The organism is Curtobacterium poinsettiae (genome assembly GCF_025677645.1).
Lineage (GTDB): Bacteria > Actinomycetota > Actinomycetes > Actinomycetales > Microbacteriaceae > Curtobacterium > Curtobacterium poinsettiae_A.
In genome coordinates this window covers 3,553,401-3,572,055 of the sequence record NZ_CP106879.1, presented here as the reverse complement: position 1 = coordinate 3,572,055, position 18,655 = coordinate 3,553,401, and the positions used below count along the sequence as shown (strand labels likewise).

Annotated in this window: 22 protein-coding genes; 8 read left to right on the top strand and 14 right to left on the bottom strand. The window is 71.6% G+C overall.

Annotated elements, in window-relative coordinates; all coding sequences use genetic code 11:
* Nucleotides 1–49: 49 nt before the first annotated feature.
* Genes OE229_RS17075 through OE229_RS17065 form a run of 3 tightly spaced genes read right to left on the bottom strand, consistent with a single transcriptional unit; the run spans nucleotide 50 to nucleotide 2,339 of the window.
* Entirely contained in the window at nucleotides 50–934 is an 885-nt protein-coding gene (locus OE229_RS17075) for a 5-oxoprolinase subunit C family protein (RefSeq protein WP_262139050.1), read from the bottom strand.
* Nucleotides 931–1,563, bottom strand: a complete 633-nt coding sequence (locus OE229_RS17070) for a 5-oxoprolinase subunit B family protein (protein WP_182064971.1) — start codon at nucleotides 1,561–1,563, stop codon at nucleotides 931–933. Before OE229_RS17070 ends, OE229_RS17075 begins: the two co-directional genes overlap by 4 nt.
* Nucleotides 1,560–2,339 carry a LamB/YcsF family protein gene (locus tag OE229_RS17065; protein ID WP_182064972.1) on the bottom strand — a complete coding sequence of 260 codons (780 nt, stop codon included), beginning with the start codon at nucleotides 2,337–2,339 and terminating at the stop codon, nucleotides 1,560–1,562. Before OE229_RS17065 ends, OE229_RS17070 begins: the two co-directional genes overlap by 4 nt.
* Before the next feature lie 169 nt (nucleotides 2,340–2,508).
* Between OE229_RS17065 and OE229_RS17060 the strand changes: the two genes are divergently transcribed.
* Nucleotides 2,509–2,679, top strand: coding sequence for a hypothetical protein (locus OE229_RS17060; RefSeq protein ID WP_164941189.1), 171 nt, complete (start codon nucleotides 2,509–2,511; stop codon nucleotides 2,677–2,679).
* 198 nt (nucleotides 2,680–2,877) lie between these two features.
* A complete protein-coding gene (locus OE229_RS17055; protein ID WP_182064973.1) occupies nucleotides 2,878–4,257 on the top strand; it encodes an MFS transporter in 1,380 nt (459 codons plus the stop codon).
* 97 nt (nucleotides 4,258–4,354) lie between these two features.
* On the opposite strand, the gene OE229_RS17050 is transcribed toward OE229_RS17055, so the two are convergent.
* The 4 genes from OE229_RS17050 to OE229_RS17035 form a co-directional block, all read right to left on the bottom strand.
* On the bottom strand, nucleotides 4,355–4,699 hold the full coding sequence (locus OE229_RS17050) for a hypothetical protein (protein WP_110864146.1): 345 nt from the start codon (nucleotides 4,697–4,699) through the stop codon (nucleotides 4,355–4,357).
* 146 nt (nucleotides 4,700–4,845) lie between these two features.
* Nucleotides 4,846–5,667, bottom strand: a complete 822-nt coding sequence (locus OE229_RS17045; protein ID WP_262139048.1) for an alpha/beta hydrolase — start codon at nucleotides 5,665–5,667, stop codon at nucleotides 4,846–4,848.
* 101 nt (nucleotides 5,668–5,768) lie between these two features.
* Complete coding sequence (locus tag OE229_RS17040; protein WP_209135617.1) at nucleotides 5,769–6,434, bottom strand: hypothetical protein; 666 nt, start codon at nucleotides 6,432–6,434, stop codon at nucleotides 5,769–5,771.
* The gene (locus OE229_RS17035) at nucleotides 6,431–7,114 is read right to left on the bottom strand and encodes a hypothetical protein (RefSeq protein ID WP_262139046.1); all 684 of its coding nucleotides are present in this window, start codon (nucleotides 7,112–7,114) and stop codon (nucleotides 6,431–6,433) included. Before OE229_RS17035 ends, OE229_RS17040 begins: the two co-directional genes overlap by 4 nt.
* A 56-nt stretch (nucleotides 7,115–7,170) precedes the next feature.
* Here OE229_RS17035 and OE229_RS17030 point away from each other — a divergent pair, with 56 nt between their 5' ends.
* From OE229_RS17030 to OE229_RS17020, 3 genes are all read left to right on the top strand, one after another.
* Nucleotides 7,171–8,202 (top strand): YeiH family protein, encoded by a 1,032-nt coding sequence (locus OE229_RS17030; protein ID WP_209135621.1) that lies wholly within the window; start codon nucleotides 7,171–7,173, stop codon nucleotides 8,200–8,202.
* A gap of 77 nt (nucleotides 8,203–8,279) precedes the next feature.
* Nucleotides 8,280–8,891, top strand: coding sequence for a hypothetical protein (locus OE229_RS17025; protein WP_259580234.1), 612 nt, complete (start codon nucleotides 8,280–8,282; stop codon nucleotides 8,889–8,891).
* Complete coding sequence (locus OE229_RS17020) at nucleotides 8,891–9,121, top strand: helix-turn-helix domain-containing protein (RefSeq protein WP_071245067.1); 231 nt, start codon at nucleotides 8,891–8,893, stop codon at nucleotides 9,119–9,121. The genes OE229_RS17025 and OE229_RS17020 overlap by 1 nt, the downstream gene beginning before the upstream one ends.
* Nucleotides 9,122–9,200: 79 nt before the next feature.
* On the opposite strand, the gene OE229_RS17015 is transcribed toward OE229_RS17020, so the two are convergent.
* The 6 genes from OE229_RS17015 to OE229_RS16990 form a co-directional block, all read right to left on the bottom strand.
* Entirely contained in the window at nucleotides 9,201–10,277 is a 1,077-nt protein-coding gene (locus tag OE229_RS17015; protein WP_262139044.1) for an ABC transporter permease, read from the bottom strand.
* The gene (locus OE229_RS17010; protein WP_259580231.1) at nucleotides 10,274–11,155 is read right to left on the bottom strand and encodes an ABC transporter ATP-binding protein; all 882 of its coding nucleotides are present in this window, start codon (nucleotides 11,153–11,155) and stop codon (nucleotides 10,274–10,276) included. Before OE229_RS17010 ends, OE229_RS17015 begins: the two co-directional genes overlap by 4 nt.
* A gap of 146 nt (nucleotides 11,156–11,301) precedes the next feature.
* The gene (locus tag OE229_RS17005; protein ID WP_262139042.1) at nucleotides 11,302–12,042 is read right to left on the bottom strand and encodes a response regulator; all 741 of its coding nucleotides are present in this window, start codon (nucleotides 12,040–12,042) and stop codon (nucleotides 11,302–11,304) included.
* Complete coding sequence (locus OE229_RS17000) at nucleotides 12,024–13,298, bottom strand: sensor histidine kinase (RefSeq protein WP_262139020.1); 1,275 nt, start codon at nucleotides 13,296–13,298, stop codon at nucleotides 12,024–12,026. The genes OE229_RS17005 and OE229_RS17000 overlap by 19 nt, the downstream gene beginning before the upstream one ends.
* 10 nt (nucleotides 13,299–13,308) lie before the next feature.
* Entirely contained in the window at nucleotides 13,309–13,992 is a 684-nt protein-coding gene (locus tag OE229_RS16995) for a peroxiredoxin-like family protein (RefSeq protein ID WP_209135627.1), read from the bottom strand.
* Nucleotides 13,993–14,075: 83 nt separating this feature from the next.
* Nucleotides 14,076–15,200: an MFS transporter gene (locus OE229_RS16990; RefSeq protein WP_262139018.1), complete on the bottom strand. Its 1,125-nt coding sequence runs from the start codon at nucleotides 15,198–15,200 to the stop codon at nucleotides 14,076–14,078.
* A 62-nt stretch (nucleotides 15,201–15,262) separates the two neighbouring features.
* On the opposite strand from OE229_RS16990, the gene OE229_RS16985 reads away from it, so the two are divergent.
* Both OE229_RS16985 and OE229_RS16980 read left to right on the top strand, forming a co-directional pair.
* Nucleotides 15,263–15,853: a TetR/AcrR family transcriptional regulator gene (locus tag OE229_RS16985; protein WP_262139017.1), complete on the top strand. Its 591-nt coding sequence runs from the start codon at nucleotides 15,263–15,265 to the stop codon at nucleotides 15,851–15,853.
* Nucleotides 15,850–16,743 carry an alpha/beta hydrolase gene (locus OE229_RS16980; RefSeq protein WP_262139015.1) on the top strand — a complete coding sequence of 298 codons (894 nt, stop codon included), beginning with the start codon at nucleotides 15,850–15,852 and terminating at the stop codon, nucleotides 16,741–16,743. The genes OE229_RS16985 and OE229_RS16980 overlap by 4 nt, the downstream gene beginning before the upstream one ends.
* Nucleotides 16,744–16,860: 117 nt before the next feature.
* Here the strand turns inward: OE229_RS16980 and OE229_RS16975 are convergent, their stop codons facing one another.
* Nucleotides 16,861–17,343: an ATP-dependent zinc protease family protein gene (locus tag OE229_RS16975; protein ID WP_262139013.1), complete on the bottom strand. Its 483-nt coding sequence runs from the start codon at nucleotides 17,341–17,343 to the stop codon at nucleotides 16,861–16,863.
* Between the two features lie 87 nt (nucleotides 17,344–17,430).
* Here OE229_RS16975 and OE229_RS16970 point away from each other — a divergent pair, with 87 nt between their 5' ends.
* A complete protein-coding gene (locus OE229_RS16970; protein WP_209135636.1) occupies nucleotides 17,431–18,609 on the top strand; it encodes a RimK family alpha-L-glutamate ligase in 1,179 nt (392 codons plus the stop codon).
* Nucleotides 18,610–18,655 lie beyond the last annotated feature (46 nt).

Below are 18,655 nucleotides of genomic sequence, written 5' to 3'. Positions count from 1 at the left end.
CAGCGGTGTTCGAGCCAACTCCTGACCCCCTCCGCGTGTTCCGGATCGGTCATCCGAGGATGCGGAACCGGAGCGGATCGCCCGGACGGAGCTGCGCCGCGAGGTCGACCGACGACGGCGTCAGGACGGCGATGACCGGGTACCCGCCGGTCACCGGGTGGTCGGCGAGGAACAGCACGGGGAAGCCCTCGGGTGGCACCTGCAGTGAACCGGTCTCGACGCCCTCGCTCGGCAGCTCGCGTGCCACGGCGCGGACGAGCGGCGTCTCTGCCGTGGTGCGGACCCCCACGCGGTCGCTGTCCGCACTGACGGAGAAGTCCTGACCGGTCAGGGTCGCACGCCACTCCGGGGTGAACCAGTCGTCGCGCGGTCCGGGCACCACGTCGAGCACGACCGGCCCGTCGGACCACCGGGCTTCGGGCTGCGGCACCGCGTCGACGATCGGCCACGACACCCGGGCGTCGCCGACGGGCAGGACGTCACCGGCCGACAGCGGCGGCGGACCGAGGCGCGCGAGGGAGTCCCACGAGCGGCTGCCGAGCACCGGGGCGACCGCGAAGCCCCCGAGGACCGCGACGTAGGTGCGCAGGCCCACGGTCGCGGAGCCGATCCGGAGCGTGTCGCCCGGGGCCAGCAGCAGCACCTCGTGCGAGGCGGCACCGCGGACCGATCCGTCCGCCCGCTCGACCTCGACGGGGCAGGCCGCGCCGGTGGTGGCCGCGACCACGTACGCGTCGGCGCGGAGCGTGACGGAGCCGAGCAGGGCCTCCAGGACGGCCGCGTCGGGACGGTTGCCGACCAGCCGGTTGGCGAGTGCCGCGGAGCCGCGGTCGGCGGCCCCGGCCGCCCCGAGGCCCATGTCGCTGAAGCCAGGGCGCCCGAGGTCCTGCGTGGTCGCGCCGTACCCGACCTGCAGGACGGTCAGCGCGGTCATGCCGCACTCGCCACGACGAAGCGGACGAGGGTTCCGGCGGGCGCGAGTGCCGGAGGCGTGCGGTCGAGCGACCACATCGGCACGTCGGTGCGGCCGATGAGCTGCCAGCCGCCGGGCGATGTCCGCGGGTAGACGGCGCTGAACTCGCCGGCCAACGCCACGGCCCCGCTCGGGACGGCCGTCCGGGCGGTGCTGCGGCGAGGCAGGTCGAGCGGTCGATCACTGCCGGTGAGGTAGCTGAAGCCGGGTGCGAAGCCGCAGAACGCGCTCGTCCAGAGCTGCCCGGTGTGCCACGCCACGAGCTCGTCCCGCCGCATGCCGGTCAGCTCGGTGACGGTGTCGAGGTCCTCACCGTCGTAGGTGACGGGGATGACGAGCGGCTCGGTCTCGTGCGTGTCGAGCGTGGCGCTGACCGGGGCGACCTGGATGAGCTCCGAGCGGAGGCGCCCGGCGTCCGTCGTGGTCGGGTCGAACCGGAGCAGCAGTGTCCGGGCGCCGGAGACGACCTCGGTCAGCCCCGGCAGGGTGGTCTGTGCGAGCCCGGCGCGGAAGGCGACGACGTCGGCGAGGGTCTCGAACGTCGCGAGCAGTGCAGTGCCGCCGGCGGAGCGGACCTCGGGACCCGTCACGGCGCGAGCGGTGGGGACGGTGCGAACGGCGCGATCGTCACGCCGTGCTCGGTCAGCAGCGCCCGGATGGCTCGGGCCATCGCGACCGCGTCGGGGGAGTCGCCGTGCACGCAGACCGAGTCGGCACGCACGGCGACCTCGGACCCGTCGACGGCGGCCGCGACCCCGTCGGTGACCATGCGGAGCACCCGGGCAGCGACCTCGTCCGGGTCGTGCAGCACCGAGCCCGGCTGCTTCCGTGACACCAGTGAGCCGTCGGGTTCGTAGGCGCGGTCGGCGAAGGCCTCGCTCACCGCCCGGAGCCCGTGCCGCTCGGCCGCCAGCAGCAGCTCCGACCCGGGCAGCGCGAGCACGGCGAGGGACCGGTCGACGTCGGTCACGGCACGGACGACGGCGTCCGCCTGCACCGGGTCGGCGCAGGCCGTGTTGTACAGGGCGCCGTGCGGCTTGACGTAGGTGACGGCCGTGCCGGCGACGTTCGCGGTGGCGGCCATCGCGCCGAGCTGGTGGACGACGTCGGCGTACAGCTCGTCGGGCGTGACGTGCACGGGCCGGCGGCCGAAGCCGATCAGGTCGCGGTAGGCCACGTGTGCGCCGATCGCCACACCACGCTCGGCGGCGGCGCGGGCGGTGGCGAGCATGATCGTCGGGTCGCCGGCGTGGAACCCGCAGGCGACGTTGGCGCTCGAGACGACATCGAGCATCGCGGCGTCGTCGCCCATGGTCCAGGCGCCGAAGCCCTCGCCCAGGTCGCTGTTCAGGTCGATCGTCGTCACGGGTGCTCCCTGTCCTCGCGGGTTGTTGAACAATCTACCGATCGCCCCGGTCCCTGTCATCCGCTTCCTCCGGTCGGACGGCGGTTTCCGAGGTGCGCCACGTACTGTCCGAGTCCTCAGTACCACCGGCGGCAGTGCTGCCGGATCGATCTCTGCACTGGAGCAGCTCATGACCGACAGTGACAACACGCACGACGCCCCGAAGAACGACTCCGAGGGCACCGAGAAGCCGGGCGGCCTCGGCGACGACAACACCATCCCGAACAACCCGGACGGCCTGGCCGCGGGTCACACGGGTGACGACTCCCACTTCAACCCGGAAGAGGACGGCGAGCACTAGGCGCCCCGGCCGGCGGGCTGACGCGCCACGACGCCCCCGTCGTCACACGGCAGCGGGGGCGTCGTGCTGCGCCCGCGCGATCCACGCAACATCACGTCAGAAACCTTCCGGGAAACGGTTTTCGGTGTTACTGTCCCGATCACCTAGTAGGACTAGGGATTGAGAGGGCGGTAGCCCCCGATGACTCGAGGAGGAGTCATGCCGACACCGACGTCGAACAACCAACCCGGCCCCAAGGAACCCCTGGGCGGCCTGGGTGCCACAGCGGTCCCGCCCGCCACCGCCACCTCGGGGTCGACCACGTCCGAGGCCGCGGCGTCCCGCGCCTTCTCGGTCGAGGGCATCACCCAGTCGGTCTCCACGCTCCGCGTCGGCAAGGGGTACCTCTGGGCGCTCAGCCTCGGCCAGTTCGGCCTCTTCTTCGCCCTGCTCACGCCGGTGTTCGTCAGCATGTCGATCAAGGCGACCGAGCTCAACCCGTCGAGCCCCGAGACCGTCGTCGGCTCCGTCCTGCCGTTCGGTGCCCTCGGTGCGCTGTTCGCCAACCCGCTGTTCGGTGCGATCTCGGACCGCACCCGCACGCGGTGGGGCCGTCGCCGCCCCTGGATGGTCGGCGGAGTCCTCGTCTTCGTCGTCGCCCTCGCCTGGCTCGCCTTCGCCCCGGACGTCCTGCAGCTCACCTTCGCGTGGGTGCTCGCCCAGGTCTCGGCGAACGCGGTCCTCGCGACGTTGACCGCGAGCTTCGCCGACAACGTGCCGGAGTTCCAGCGCGGCAAGGCGTCGAGCGCGATCGCCCTCGCGCAGAACATCGCGATCCTCGCGGGCCTGTACCTCGCCGTCTACCTGGTCGGCAACCTGCCGCTGCTCTTCATCGCACCCGGTGTCCTGGCGATCGTCGCGATCGTCGTCTACTCGATCGTGGCCCGTGACGAGCTGCCGACGACACCGTTCAAGCCGTTCAGCTGGATCAACCTCATCAGCTCGTTCTGGACGAACCCGATCAAGCACCGCGACTTCGGGCTCGCGTGGTGGGGGCGCTTCCTCATCACCTTCGGCACGTTCATGTTCACCACGTACCGCCTGCTGTACATGGAGGACCAGATCGGCCTCCCGCAGTCCGAGGCAGTCGGCGTCGTCGCGTTCGGTGTGCTGCTGTACACGATCGCTCTGCTCGTGAGTGCCGCCCTGTCCGGATGGGTCTCCGACCGGATCCAGCGTCGCAAGGCCTTCGTCTGGGGGTCGACGGCCATGACCGCCGTCGGCCTGGTCATCCTGGCCCACGTCGACACCGTCGGCGGGTTCTACTTCGCCGAGATCGTCCTCGGGTTCGCCTTCGGTATCTACGCCGCCATCGACACCGCCCTGATCGTCGACGTCCTGCCCGACCCGGAGCGCCCCGGCAAGGACCTCGGAGTCATCAACATCGCGAACGCCCTGCCGCAGTCGCTCGCCCCCGCCGTCGGCCTGTTCCTGCTCGGCATCGGTGGTGGCGGCAACTACACCCTCATGCTCTGGGGTGCCGGCGTCGCCGTCATCCTCGGCGCCCTCGTGATCCTGCCCATCAAGTCGGTCCGCTGACCGACGCAACCGCCTGGAGGCGCGACCTGCGTCCGCGACGCACGCCGCGCCTCCAGGCGGTCCCCTGCACCACGCGTGTTCACCCGGTGGGTGGGGGTCACAGCTGCGGTGTGCGCCTGCCGAACAGCGCGTCCAGGAACCGCGAGAACCGCGACTCCGGCTCGTGGGGCGTCTCGATCGAGCGGGTCGGTGAGCGGAATGCCAGGTCGTGCAGCATGTTCCGCTTCGATCCGTCCCAGTTGGCGAACAGGTAGGTCCCGCCGATGAACGACATGCTCCGGACCGGCGTGCGCTTCCACGAGTCGGCAGCCACGTAGTAGCCCGCGTGGCCGGCGCGGATGTGCTGGATCACGGTGTCCACGTCGATCACACCGGTCGGTGTCACGACGGCGGTGATGCCCGTGCGGTCGCGGGCGACGTACTCGATGAGGTGTTCGGTCACGATGGAACTCTTCGTCACGGTGGTGAGGCGCCACGGCTGGGAGCGTGGCGAAGGGGATTCGGAACCGCCGTTGCTTCCGAACCCAGAGTACGTCCGCGGTGTGCCTGGCGTTCCCGGATGTCCGCCCTTCGCAGGCGGATGAGCGCTCAGCGGATGGGCGTCCGGTCAGCCCAATCCGCGACGCGTTCGATCGTGTCGTCGAAGTCCCGCGTGCCGGGTCGGTTGAGGAACGCGTGACGGCTGCCCGGCAGGACGTGTCGTTCGACCTCGACGTCCGCGGCCTCGAGCTCGTTCGCGAAGCGCTCGCCCGAGGCGCGCATCACGTCCCGCTCGGCGTCGATCAGCAGGGTGCGGGGGAACCCGCCGAGGTCGTCGGACGCCGGGTGGACCGCAGCGGGGCGACCGCCCGCGTAGGCCCGGTTGTTCAGGTCGAGCAGCAGCGGCGCGTGCGTGAGCCGCCGATGCCCTCGGACGAGTCGCCGCACCGCCGGGTCACGGGGGAGCCGGGCGTGGAAGAACCCGTAGGTCAGCACGAGGCCGACCAGCGGCGGGGCGGTCGCGACCGCGGACGCCGCCAGGCACGCACCCGCGCTCGCTCCGCCGAGCAGCAGGCCGGCGGACGCCTCATCCTGCAGGTGCCGGAGCGCTGCGACGATCTCGTCCCGCGCGTGCGGTGCCCGGCGTCGCCCTCGCGGTCCTCCCCGTCCGAGCCAGGGCAGTCCGGGCAGCGGTCCGAGGCGGTACTCGACGGTCACGACCGGCAGGCCGCGCTCGGCGAGTGCCCGAGCGACGGCGTGGGACTCCGGCAGGTCGAGGTCGCCCCGGAAGAACCCGCCACCGTGCACCCAGACCAGGGTCGGGGATCCCTTGCCGGCGCTCCGGACCCGAGGTCGGTACCGCCGGATGGGGACCGGTCCGTGTGGTCCGTCGATCCGGTCGTTGGCGACCTCGATCGTGTCCTGGTGCATCCCCCGCATGGGAGCAGTGTCGCAGCACGCCGCACCATCGCAACCCTCACCTGGAACGACGAGACCGGCCGCGTCGAGATGACGGGAGACACCCCGCCCGCTCAGTGACGGTCGGCCCTCGCAGGGGCCACGCCGAGCTCTCGTTGCAGGGTGCGGAGGACCCGCACGAGGGTGGCGAGCTTGTCCGGTCCGGCCTCGAACCCACGTCCGAGGGCCGACCGCGGCTGCACGACCACGTCGTCACCGTCGGTCGTGCTGATCCAGACGCCGAAGTCGGCGCGCTGACCGCGGGATTCCCTCGTCGCGACGGAGAACCGCCGGATGCGCGCCCACGGCAGGTCGAACACCGGCGCGTCCCGTGACGGTGCCCACGCGTGCAGGCCGAACTCGTCGACGGTCCAGACCTCGGGGCGGGGCTTCGGGAAGTCGTCGGAGGTGCGCAGGCCGGACGTCAGCACGGGCAGGTGGAATCGGGGTGCCCGCCCCGCTCGGATGTGCGCGAGCGTCCGGCGGTCGCCTCGCCCGGCGGACAGTGTCGACACGGCCAGCAGCACCCCGAACCCGGCGACCAGCATCGGCCACAGCACGAACGACCCCTGTGTCCGCGCGTTGTCGATGCCGCGCAGGAAGTCCGGGAACGCGAACTCGGCGACCAGTGCGGCGACCCCCACCGCCGTGGTGACGACGGCTGCGAGCAGCACCGGCCCCCGCTTCGGCATCTCCCCGTCGCGCAGCCGTTGCACCCACGGCTCATCCGCCGGGCTCATCGCTCGGTCCGTGTCCGACCAGGACGCCCGGCGTCCTGCTGGGACCCGAGTTCCCGGTGCAGTGACCGGAGCACCTGCAACACGATGTGGATCTTCGTCGCGCTGGCTCCGAAGGGCCGTCCGATCGCTGGCCGCGGCTGCACGGCGAACCGTCCGACGGACTCGGTGATGATCCAGATGCCGGTGTCCGCCCGCTGCCCACGGACCTCAGCCGAGGCGAGTTCGAACGAACCGACAGCACGCCACGCCAGGTCGAACACCGGAGTCTCCCGCTCCGGCGACCACGCGTGCAGACCGGCGGCATCGACCGTCCACATCTCGGGTCTCGGCTCCGGGAAGTCGTCGAGGGTGTACTCGCCCGTGCGCAGGACCGGCAGGTGGAAGCGCGGCGTCGTGCCGTGCCGACGGATGTGCGCGAGGATCTGTCGGTCACTCCGGCCGCGCATCCGCGACAGGACTGCCGCGACGGGGCCGAGCACGAGCAGGACCACCGAGAACAGCGGCAGGGCGAACGGACGGCGTGCCTCCGAGTGCAGGAAGACGTCGAGGTGCGTGATCGAGAACACGACCCCGGTGCCGCCGGCCACGGTCACGATCGCCACCCCGAGCAAGAACGGCCACCGCTTCGGCATCTCCCCGTCGCGCAGCCGCTGCACCCACCGTTCCCCCGAGTACTCCACCGTGCCATCATGCCCGTCACGGCACGGATCGTCCGCGGGCGCGACATGCTGTCTTCATGCAGTCCGTCCGTGCCGCCGCACCCGGTGTCGCCCTCGCCGTGGCGATCGGCATCGTCGCCACCCTCGTCGGCCGGGTCGTCCCGGTGGTCGGCGGCCCCGTCCCCGCCGTCCTGATCGGTGCCGTCGTGGGGTGGCTCGTCCGACGTCGCACCGGTGGCACACTCGCCGCGCTGGCTCCCGGCGTGAAGTTCTCGTCGAGCCGGGTCCTGCAGTTCGCCGTGGTCCTGCTCGGCGCGCAGCTGTCCATCGGCGAGGTCCTGCGCATCGGCGGTGAGACCCTGCCGGTGATGCTCGCGACGCTCGTCGTCTGCCTGGTGGCCGCTTGGGGGATCGGTCGACTGCTCCGGGTCTCGGGTGCACTCCGCACCCTGATCGGTGTCGGGACCGGCATCTGCGGTGCCTCGGCGATCGCCGCCGTGACACCCGTCATCGGTGCGGTCAGTGCGGACGTCGCCTACGCGATGTCGACGATCTTCCTCTGCAACATCGCGGCCGTCTTCGCCTTCCCGCTGCTCGGGCACGCCCTGGGCCTCAGCCAGCACGCCTTCGGCGTCTTCGCGGGCACCGCCGTGAACGACACGTCGTCCGTCGTCGCCACCGCGACGGTCTACGGCCGCCAGGCGACCGACACCGCGGTCGTCGTGAAGCTGGTGCGCACCCTGATGATCATCCCGATCGTCATCGGGCTCGCCGGACTGGAGGCCCGCCGCGCCTCACGCGAGCAGCTCGCCCCCGCCTCGGGGACGGGTCGGGGAATCCGTGTGTTCCGGCTGGTGCCGTGGTTCCTGATCGGGTTCCTCGTGGTGGTGCTGCTCCGGACGGTCGGGGTCCTGCCCGCGTCCGTGGCGCCGGGGTTCGCGACGGCCGCCTCGTTCCTCATCACGGTGGCGCTCGCCGCGATCGGATGCTCCACGGACTTCGCCGCGCTCCGACGAGCCGGGTTCCGACCGATGCTGCTCGGGATCGCGCTCTGGGTCCTGGTGGCGGGGACGAGCCTCGGCATGCAGGCGGCCTTCGGTCTGCTCTAGGGGTTGCCGGCACTGGACCTATCGTTTATCGTTGCATCGAAATTCGATGGTATCGATGATCGACAGGGGAAGCAACCATGACCACACCCGTCTACGAACCGCCCCGCGGGCGGAACTCCTACCTGGCCTACGTCGTCTCGTGCGCGATCGGCATCGTCTTCGTGGTGTGGCGGTACGTCGACCAGCTCGTCCGCTCGATCACCTCGGGCACGGTCGCGGTGCCGATCCGGATGCGCGCGACCGCCGACGTCCCGCAGCCGCCCGGAGGCGCGACCGTCACCTCCGACCAGCTCGTGCTCCGGGCACCGGTCGCCGACGTGCCGGGCGGTGCGATCGGGTACATCCGCGTCGGCGACGCCCTCGAGGTCCTGCTCGTCAGCGCCCTCATCGCCCTGGTCGCGGCGGTGGCCTGGAAGATCTCACGAGGAGGGCTCTTCGACCGCTCGACCACCCGGATCCTCGACTGGCTCGCCGGCGCGGTGCTGGTGGCCGGGTTCCTGCCGTCGTTCGTCCGCCGGATGGGGTGGAACTGGGTGGTGTCGGGCCTCGGGTGGGACGGGTACCTGCCGACCCCGGTGGTCGACCACCAGTTCCTGCCGGTGTACCTCGGCCTGCTCGTCGTCATCTGCTTCCGGTTCGCGCTCACCGCCTCGCAGCGGATGGTGCGGGACCAAGCCGGGCTGGTCTGATGCCCCCGGAACAGGAGGACGGCCACGCCGTCGTCTGCCACCTCGACGACCTGCTGGCCGAGCGGGGGATGACCCTGACCGAGCTCGCCGACCGCGTCGGAGTGACCGTCGTGAACCTCTCGGTGCTCAAGAACAACCGAGCACGCGCGATCCGGTTCTCGACCCTCACCCGGCTGTGCGAGGTGCTCGGCTGCCAACCGGGCGACGTGTTCTCGGTGCGCACGGACTGACGACGGAAGGCCCGGCCGACGTGAGCGGATCTGCTCACGTGGGGCGGGCCTCCCGGCCGGACCCGCCGGGGCTGCGGCGTCAGCCGCGCAGTGCCTCCGACAGCTTCACGCGACTGCCGGTGCGGAGCAGTGCGTTCTCGTAGACGCGGGCGCCGATGACCACGACCGCGACGACCGAGGCGGCGACGATGACGAGCGACAGGATCGGCTCCCACCACTCGGCCGTCCCCAGGAAGATCCGCATCGGCATGCCGATCGGGGCGCTGAACGGCACGTAGGACATGATGCCGAGGATCGTCGGGTTGTCGTACGCGACGATGATCAGGAAGTACGGGATCATCACGAGCATCATCACCGGGGTGGTGACGCTGCCGACGTCCTCCTGGCGTGACACCAGCACGGCCGCCGCGGCGAACAGCGACGCGAGGAGCACGAACCCGATCGCGAAGAAGCCGATGAACCACAGGATGCTCGGGCCGAGCATCGCGAACATGTTGTCCTGCCCGGTCACCGCCAACGTGACGATGGCGGCGACGGCCACCGCGACGATCTGGGCGAAGGCCATGATGCTGTTGCCGAGGACCTTGCCCGCGAGCAGCGCCCTGGCCGGGATCGCGGACATCAGGATCTCGACCACCCGTGTCGACTTCTCCTCGACGACGCTCTGCGCGATCGACTGGCCGAACGTGACCGCCGACGCGAAGTACACGACGCCGAACGCGATGGCGATGAGGTAGACCAGGCCACCGGGCAACGCGTCCGGGTCGAGCAGCTCGATCCGCGGGGCGACGCTCAACGCCGAGACGACCTCGGACGGTGCCTCGTCGAGTCCGACGACCTCGTAGCCGAGCGGGTCGTCCGACGGCACGATCGCCGCGTCGACGTCGCCCTTGGTCACGAGCCGTTCGGCGTCGTCGACCGATGCCGACTCCGTGACGTCGAGCCCACTGGTGGTCGGCAGCGAGACGCCGTCGACGACGGCGACCGGGGTGGTGTCGTCGGCGGTGGCCTTGCTCACGACCCCGCCGACGACGATCGACGCGACGACCATGCCGATCAGGATGAGCGCCGAGACGACGAAGGCCTTGCTGCGGATGCGTGCCTGGATCTCACGTGCGGAGACGAGCCGCACGGCCTGCACGAAGGAGTTGTTCATCGGACGACCTCCCGGAAGACCTCGCTGAGCCGCGGCACCCGCGGCGAGAACGACCCGACGGTGCCGTGCTGGACGGCACGCTGCAGGACACGCTGGGCGGTGGTGGCATCGGCCTCGAAGACCGCGTACCCGCCGTCGAACTCCCGCACGGCCACACCCGGCTCGTCGCGGAGCCAGGCGACGTCCCCGTCGACGAGCAGCTCCCACGCTGCCGGGCCGGCCTGCTTGCGGAGCTCCTCCTGCGGACCGGCGGCGCGGATCGTGCCACCGGCGATCACGACGACGTCGTCGCACAGCCGCTCGACCACGTCGAGCTGGTGGCTCGAGAACAGCACCGGGACGCCCCGGGCCGCGGTTTCGCGCAGGACGCCGAGCACCGTGTCGACGGCCATCGGGTCGAGGCCCGAGAACGGCTCGTCGAGCACGAGCACCTCGGGGTCGTGTGCCAGCGCCGCCGCGATCTGCACGCGCTGCTGGTTGCCGAGCGAGAGCTTCTCGACGGGGTCGCCGGCGTGCGCGGTGAGTTCGAGGCGTTCGAGCAGCTCGCCGGTGCGGGTCGTCGCGGCGCGCTTGTCGACACCGTGCAGCCGGGCCAGGTAGGTGATCTGCTCGGCCACCGGCATCTTCGGGTACAGGCCGCGTTCCTCGGGCATGTAGCCGAAGCGGCGGCGGTCGGCGGGACGGACCGCGGTGCCGTCGATCGAGACCGAGCCGGCGTCGGCCTGGAGCACGCCGAGCATGATGCGCATGGTGGTGGTCTTGCCGGCACCGTTGCCGCCGACGAAGCCGGTGAGGCGGCCGCTGCCGACCGTGAACCCCACGTCGTCGAGCACGCGGCGGTCGCCGAAGTGCTTGGTCACCCCTTCGATGGTGAGCATGTTCGTTCCCCTTCGTCGCGACGCTGGTCGTCGCTGCGTCCGACGCTATTGGCCGGGAGGCACGCCCCGCCTCCGCCGCCAGGCGGGACTTCGGTGGATGGTCGGCTCCACCACGTGGGGGAGGAGCGCGCGTCGGTCCGGTTCGGTCAGCCGGCGACGCCGTGCTCGAACGCCCAGACGACGGCCTGGATCCGGTCGCGCAGTGCGAGTTTCTGGAGCACGTTCGACACGTGGGTCTTCACGGTGGCGTCCCCGACGTAGAGCTCGGCGGCGATCTCCGCGTTGCTCAGGCCGCGGGCGAGCAGTCGCAGCACCTCGGTCTCCCGCTCGGTGAGCCCGGCCGCGGCGAGTGCGTCGTCGCCCGTCGTGGTCGTCGTGTCGGTCGTCGCAGTCGTCGCAGTCGTCGCGGTGGTGGTCGCCGAGGGCTGGGCCGCAGCGGACGCCGTCGCCCGGCTGATCACCCGGCGCGTGACGTCCGGCGCGAGCAGGGCGTCCCCGGCGGCGACGGTCCGCACCGCGTCGATCAGCCGCTCGGGGGAGGCGTTCTTCAGCAGGAACCCGCTCGCCCCCGCCTCGAGCGCTTGGAACAGCGCGTCGTCGCTGTCGAACGTGGTGAGGATGAGCACCGCCGGTGGGTCCGGCAGTGCCGCGATCCGTCGTGCCGCCTCGAGTCCGTCGACGCCGGGCATCTGCACGTCGAGGCAGACCACGTCCGGACGGAGCTGCTGCACGGCCTCGACCGCCCCTGCGCCGTCCGCGGCCTCGCCGACGACCCGGAACCCGGGCTCGGACTCCAGGATCACGCGGAACCCGGCGCGGACGAGCTCCTGGTCGTCGACCAGCACCATGGTCAGGTCGGTCGTCGCGTTCACGTCGTCGGCAGCCATGCCCGCACCAGGTAGCCTCCTCGGACTCGTGGCCCGATCTCGATCCGTCCGTCCACGGCGGCGACGCGTTCCCGCATCCCGACGTGTCCGAGGCCGCTGCCGGAGGTGCTCCGGGCGGCACGGGCACCGAGCCCGTCGTCCGTGACCTCCACCTCGACGCCGTCGTCCAGGTACCGCAGCCGGACGTCGGCGCGGGCGGTCGGTCCGGCGTGCTTGAGGATGTTCGTCACCGCTTCCTGCACGATCCGGTACGCCACCGCGGCCACCGTCGGCGGCACCGGGCGCTCGTCGCCCACGACGACGTACTCGGCGGGGTGGCCCGCCACCCGGGCGGACTCGGCCAGTTCGGCGATCCGCGTGATGCCCTCGGTGCTCGGACCGTCGCCATGCGGTGTCCCGAGGCCGTCCGCGTCGTCGTCGGAGCGCAGGGTGCCGAGCATCCGCCGGAGTTCCTCCACCGCGGTGCGGGCGCTCTCCTCGACCACCCCGAGCGAAGCGGTGGCCTGAGCCGGGTCGCGGTCGATCACGCGCCGTGCAGCACCCGCCTGCACGCCCATCAGCGAGACGTGGTGAGCGACCACGTCGTGCAGTTCGCGGGCGATCCGGACCCGCTCGATCGTGACGGCCTGTGCAGCGGACCGCTCCCGCTCGGCGGCGAGTTCGGCGGTGCGTTCGGCGAGCTGGTGCCGTGCGACCGCGGAGGCCCAGGCGCGGTTGCCGGCGTACCAGGCGGCGCCGAAGTAGATCACGTTGATGACGATGTTGAGCAGCGAGATCGCCACGTAGGGCGCCACGGGGGAGTCGGTGTCGTTCGGCAGCGCGTTCGGCGACGCCCACCCGAACGAGATGGCGACGAACAGCCACGCGAACATCCCGCCGATGACGACCCAGCGCACCGCTTCGGCCCGCACCCGGTCGGAGCACCACGCACCCACCGTGTACAGCGCGATGAAGAGCGTGAAGTTGACGAGGAAGACCTCGGGCACCTGGAGCAGCTGCGTCGCGGCGAACGCCACCGCCGAGACGAGGGCCACCGACATCGGGAACCGGCGGCGGAACGCGATCGGGGCCGCGTTCGCGACGATCATCAGTGCCGAGACCCACCACTCGGCCTGGTCCTCACCGTACGTACCGGCCGACCCGTACAGGAACGTCGTGACCGCGAGCCCGCCGGCCAGCACGACTGCGAGCACCGTGTCCTGCCGGTACTCGTGCCGCCCCACCGGCAGTCGCGACCACTCCGCCGTCGTCCCCATGCAGGAAACGCTACTGGGTGCGCTCGACCTCCAGGGAGTCGAGGGAGTCGAGGGCGTCGAGGACCGTCGCGACCTCGGTCCGACTCGTGTAGTCGACGTGCACGTCCGCGAACCGCACGACACCGTCTTCGTCGATGACGAAGACGGACGGGAACGGGATCGCCGCGGTGCCGTCCGCGTTGCTGTCAGCGACGTCGAAGCCGAGCTGCGCGTGTGCTGCTCGCGCTTCGGTGCTCGGCGCCGTCACGACGCCGAACCGGCCCGCGAGCGCGTTCTCCGGGTCGGACAGGACCGGGAACGCGAGCTCGCCGTTCGCGATCGCCTGTTCGGTGCCCTCCGGGGTCTGCGGTGAGACGGCGACGAGCTGCGCGCCCCGGTCCTGCAGCGCCGGGAGCAGCTCCTGCTGGTAGGTGCGGAGGGTCAGGTTGCAGTACGGGCACCAGGCGCCGCGGTAGAACACGAGCACGGTCGGTGCGCCGCCTCGGATCTGTCGCAGGCTGGTGGCGGAACCGGTCGCGTCGAGCAGTTCCGCATCTGGCGCGCTGTCGCCCTCCCCGAGCGCCGCGACGGGGACCCCGGCGGCACGGAGGTCTGCCTGTTCGCGATCGAAGACGGTGCTGAGCTCGGGACCGATCTGGGCGGTGAAGCCGACGTTGAACTCGTCGACGCGACGAGCGATGGTTTCCTGTGGCATCGGTTACTCCATGGTCGTGGTCGGCCGGGTCGCCGCCCGCACGGAGCGTAGGCACGGAGCACTCGGCACCGGTCGCCGGTGTGTCACGGATCGTCACAGAACTGCGGTGACCGGGAGCTGATTCGGACCACCGGGGGCACGGCGCTCGCCGCGGTTACGCCTGCCCCGACCACGAACGTCGCGACGAACCCGATCGCACCGACGAGTACTCCGGCACCCGCCGCGCCGACGGCCTGCCCGAGCACGAGTGCGACGAACAGCATCGACGTGCCCGCCGACGACCGCTCGGCATCGATCTCGGTCGTCCACGCGATCAGCGCTCCGGTCGCCGCCGTGTAGCCCCAGCCGAACACGGCACACGCCAGCAGCGCCGCGACCGTCGACTGCGGCGCTGTCCCCAGCGCCACGACGGCGACGGCGACCGCCCCCGCCGTGACCGCCCAGAGCGTCCGGGCGCGCACCCCGTTCGTCCAGCGCGCGGTGACCACGACGGCCGCTCCGCCGATCCCGAGCGCGATCCAGGCCGACACCGAGACGACGACCGATGCGCCGGCCTCCACCAGCGCCGAACGTCCGTAGGTCCAGACGACGGCGGAGCCTGCCCCGAACAGCAGCGCCAGCAGGAGGACCCCTCGGTGTGCCGCGAACCACGGAGCGCCGGGCAGTGGTGCTCGGGACGCGGCAGCCCCGCCGCGGGACGCCACGAGCAGCAGTGCGCCGACGGCCAGGGCGAACGCCCCGGACACCGCCCAGGCCGTCCGCCAGTCGGGCAGCAGCACGAGTGCGAGCACCCCGGCGCCCACGAGCCCGGGGCCGGTACCGGCGTTCACGATCGCCTGCGCTCGACCGAGCAGCGCCGACGGCACCTGCTCGGCGACGATCCGGACGAGGGCGGGGGACGCGAGTCCGGCACCCGCCGACGCGACCACGGCGCTGATGCCGAACGCCAGCGAGCCGCCGGCCGCCGCCATGGCGATCGCACCGACCCCCGCCACCAGGGTCGAGACCGCGACGAGCACCCGGGGCATCCGTGCGGCGAGCAGGAAGCCGGCGACCGCACCGACGCAGTACAGCGCCGAGGCGCCCGACGAGACCCACCCGGCGGCGTCGGACCGGAGCCCCAGGTCGCGCTGCACGTCGGGCAGGAACAGCCCGTACGCCAGGCGCACCAGCCCGTAGGTGGCGGCGATCAGGCCGAGTCCGCTCACGAGGAGTAGTCGGTGTCGTAACGAAAACGGTCGTTTCACTTTTCAGAGCCTAGGGTGCTCTCATGGTGATGCGCCCAGGGACCGAGCAACGGCTGCTCGACGCCGCCGAGGAGCTCTTCTTCTCACAGGGCATCGCCGCCACCCCGATCGACGCCGTCCTGGAACGGGCCGGGGTCTCGACGGCCACGCTGTACCGCGGCTACGCGAGCAAGGAGTCGCTCGTCGCCGCGGCCCTCACCCGTCGCCACGAGGACTGGATCGCCACCTGGGACCGTGCGGTCGCCGCCGAACGGGACGACCTGGGCCGACTCCTGGCGGTGTTCGACGCCCTCGACGACTACCGCTCGACGCCCACGGGCTCCCGCTGGTGCGCCTTCCTCGGCACCGCCGCCGAGTACGCCGACGCCCCCGCCGAGGTCCGACAGGTGCTGGACCTCGAGACCACCACGTTGCGCCAGCGGCTCCTGGCACAGGCGGTGCCGGTGGTCGGTCCGCGTGCCGACGCCCTCGCCGACCAGCTGCTCCTCATCATCTCCGGTTCCCTTGCGATGCGGTTGCGCGACCCCGCGCTCGACACGACGACGGCACGGTCCGTCGCCGCGTCCCTCATCCGGGAACACACCACCCCAGAGGGAACGGCGCCCACCACATGACCCGATCGCGTGCTGCCACGATCACGCGGCGTTCCCTGCTGATCGGTGGCACGGGCGTCGTCGCCGCGGGAGCCGTGGCCGAGGCGATCAACCTGAGCCTGCTGCCCGGACGCTCCACCCTGTACCGGGTCCTCGGTCTGGACGGCACCGACGGCACGGTCCCCGACGTCGAGCCCGTCCCCACCGTCTCCGGCGCCTTCGTGTCGGCAGCGCGGAAGGGCCGCACCGTCGGCTGGACGATCGCGGCACCGGCGTCCGACACCCCCTTGCCGGTGGCGGTCGCCCTGCACGGGTACGGCGACGACCACACCTCGTTCTTCGGGCGGAGCCTGGGCTACGACCGGTTCCTCGCGGCGCACGTCGCCGGCGGCGGAGCCCCGTTCGCGATCGCCTCGATCGACGGCGGCAACCGCTACTGGCACCCACGAGCCGACGGGGACGATCCCGCCGCGATGGTCGTCGACGAGTTCCTGCCCCTGATCGCCCGCCGCGGATTCGACACGGACCGCCTCGCCCTGACCGGCTACTCGATGGGTGGCTTCGGAGCGCTCCGGCTCGGCGGGGTCCTCGGTGCCGAGCGCGTCCGAGCCGTCTCGGCCATCAGCCCGGCGCTCTGGAAGTCGGCCGCCGACACCGCCCGGGGCGCCTTCGACGATGCTGCCGACTTCCGCGCGAACACCGCCCTCGGCCGGCAGCGCGCGCTCGATGGCGTCGCCGTCCGCGTCGACTGCGGCAACGGTGACGGGTTCGCGCCGGCGGTGCACGCCTACGTCGACGGCTTCGACACGCCTCCGGCCGGGGGCTTCGCACCCGGCGCCCACACGCACGGCTACTGGCGCCGTCTGGCGCCCCAGCAGCTCGCCTTCCTCGGCCGCCACCTGGGTCGCTGACCCGGGCAACGCCCGAGACGCGCGTCGAGGCGGACGGGAGGCCCGTGGCAGCCCCGCACCGCGCCTCCAGGCCGTCGACCGGTCACCCCACGGCCCGCGTCGCGCGACCAGGAGCGCTCAGGCGCGTCCGCGGTTGCGGCGCCGGATCTCCTTCGGAGCCCGCCCGGCCATGAAGGACCGCCCAGGATCGACGAGGAAGCCCTGCCGGAGCGCCTCGCGACCGACGAGCATCCGGAACCCCATCTGGTCCCGGTTGCTCAAGGTGACCTCGGACTCGACGACCTGCCCGGCCAACGCGATCCGCGTGCGGACGACGATGCGCTCCTGGGTGTGTCCGGTCGAGCTGCGCACGATCCGCCGGTCGTGCACGTCGCACTCGATGGTGGAGGCGTCGGCATCGGTGTCCTGCCAGGGGTGCAGCGAGAACCGGACCCGCTCGCCGGGCAGTTCCTCGAGGTCGAAGGCGTGCAACGCGGAGCTCCGGGCGCCGGTGTCGAGCTTCACCTTGATCCACGGCACGCCGAGGTCCGGCAGTCCCGCCCACTCCCGCCACCCGGCGACGACGAGCCCGCTGTCGGAGGACTTCGGAGCTCGCGCCATGTGCCCATCCTGTCGCATGCTCCGTGGCCACGTCCGCATGCTTTGATGGGGCGTCGCCGTCGATCCGACCCAGCGGAGAACCCCTCGATGAAACTCGCCATCCTGTCGCGCGCGCCCCAGGCGTACTCGACCCAGCGCCTCCGCGCAGCGGCACTCGACCGCGGCCACGAGGTCAAGGTGCTCAACACCCTGCGCTTCGCGATCGACCTGTCCGGTGACGACCCGGACCTGCTCTACCGCGGCAAGCTGCTGAGCGACTACGACGCGGTGCTGCCGCGCATCGGCAACTCGATCACCTACTACGGCACCGCCGTCGTGCGCCAGTTCGAGCAGATGGACGTCTACACGCCGAACACGGCGAACGGCATCACGAACTCGCGCGACAAGCTGCGGGCCAACCAGATCCTGTCGCGGCACGACATCGGCATGCCGGCGACGACCTTCGTGGCCGGCCGCAACGACGTGCGCGGCGCGATCGAACGGGTCGGTGGCGCGCCCGTCGTCATCAAGCTCCTCGAGGGCACGCAGGGCATCGGCGTGATCCTGGCACCCGAGGCGAAGGTGGCCGAGTCGATCGTCGAGACCCTGCACTCCACCAAGCAGAACGTCCTGATCCAGCGGTTCATCGCCGAGAGCCGCGGTCGTGACATCCGGGCCCTCGTCGTCGGTGACCGGGTGGTTGCGGCGATGCGCCGGACCGCCTCGGGTGACGAGTTCCGCTCGAACGTGCACCGCGGCGGCACCGTCGAGAAGGTCACGCTCTCGCCCGAGTACGAGGCCGTGGCCGTGCGCTCGGCGCAGATCATGGGACTCAAGGTCGCCGGCGTCGACATGCTCGAGGGCAACGACGGGCCCCTCGTGATGGAGGTCAACTCGTCGCCAGGGCTCGAGGGCGTCGAACGTGCCACCGGCCTCGACATCGCCGGTGCCGTCGTCGACTTCATCGCGAACCAGGTCGCGTTCCCCGAGATCGACGTCCGCCAGCGACTGTCCGTCTCGACGGGCTACGGCGTCGCCGAGCTCCTCGTGCACACGAACGCCGACCTGGTCGGCAAGACGATCAAGGAGTCCGGGCTCTGGGACCGGGACATCACGGTCCTCACGCTGCACCGCGGCTCGAACGTCATCCCGAACCCGCGCAGCGGCGTCGCCCTCGAACCGGGCGACCGGCTGCTCTGCTTCGGCAAGCTCGAGGAGATGCGGTCGATGATCCCCGAGCGCCGCAAGCGGCGAGCAAAGGTGCGGAAGCTGCCGAAGGACGTCTGATCCGGAGCCGTCCAGCGCATCCGGATCGCGCACACAGGCCAGATGC

What these genes read in the sequence shown, in the direction of transcription:
- OE229_RS17075 (WP_262139050.1), bottom strand. Translation starts at nt 934, where the DNA reads ATGACCGCGCTGACCGTCCTGCAGGTCGGGTACGGCGCGACCACGCAG.
- OE229_RS17060 (WP_164941189.1), top strand. Translation starts at nt 2,509, where the DNA reads ATGACCGACAGTGACAACACGCACGACGCCCCGAAGAACGACTCCGAG.
- OE229_RS17055 (WP_182064973.1), top strand. Translation starts at nt 2,878, where the DNA reads ATGCCGACACCGACGTCGAACAACCAACCCGGCCCCAAGGAACCCCTG.
- OE229_RS17045 (WP_262139048.1), bottom strand. Translation starts at nt 5,667, where the DNA reads ATGCACCAGGACACGATCGAGGTCGCCAACGACCGGATCGACGGACCA.
- OE229_RS17040 (WP_209135617.1), bottom strand. Translation starts at nt 6,434, where the DNA reads ATGAGCCCGGCGGATGAGCCGTGGGTGCAACGGCTGCGCGACGGGGAG.
- OE229_RS17030 (WP_209135621.1), top strand. Translation starts at nt 7,171, where the DNA reads ATGCAGTCCGTCCGTGCCGCCGCACCCGGTGTCGCCCTCGCCGTGGCG.
- OE229_RS17025 (WP_259580234.1), top strand. Translation starts at nt 8,280, where the DNA reads ATGACCACACCCGTCTACGAACCGCCCCGCGGGCGGAACTCCTACCTG.
- OE229_RS17020 (WP_071245067.1), top strand. Translation starts at nt 8,891, where the DNA reads ATGCCCCCGGAACAGGAGGACGGCCACGCCGTCGTCTGCCACCTCGAC.
- OE229_RS17015 (WP_262139044.1), bottom strand. Translation starts at nt 10,277, where the DNA reads ATGAACAACTCCTTCGTGCAGGCCGTGCGGCTCGTCTCCGCACGTGAG.
- OE229_RS17010 (WP_259580231.1), bottom strand. Translation starts at nt 11,155, where the DNA reads ATGCTCACCATCGAAGGGGTGACCAAGCACTTCGGCGACCGCCGCGTG.
- OE229_RS17005 (WP_262139042.1), bottom strand. Translation starts at nt 12,042, where the DNA reads ATGGCTGCCGACGACGTGAACGCGACGACCGACCTGACCATGGTGCTG.
- OE229_RS17000 (WP_262139020.1), bottom strand. Translation starts at nt 13,298, where the DNA reads ATGGGGACGACGGCGGAGTGGTCGCGACTGCCGGTGGGGCGGCACGAG.
- OE229_RS16995 (WP_209135627.1), bottom strand. Translation starts at nt 13,992, where the DNA reads ATGCCACAGGAAACCATCGCTCGTCGCGTCGACGAGTTCAACGTCGGC.
- OE229_RS16985 (WP_262139017.1), top strand. Translation starts at nt 15,263, where the DNA reads ATGGTGATGCGCCCAGGGACCGAGCAACGGCTGCTCGACGCCGCCGAG.
- OE229_RS16980 (WP_262139015.1), top strand. Translation starts at nt 15,850, where the DNA reads ATGACCCGATCGCGTGCTGCCACGATCACGCGGCGTTCCCTGCTGATC.
- OE229_RS16975 (WP_262139013.1), bottom strand. Translation starts at nt 17,343, where the DNA reads ATGGCGCGAGCTCCGAAGTCCTCCGACAGCGGGCTCGTCGTCGCCGGG.
- OE229_RS16970 (WP_209135636.1), top strand. Translation starts at nt 17,431, where the DNA reads ATGAAACTCGCCATCCTGTCGCGCGCGCCCCAGGCGTACTCGACCCAG.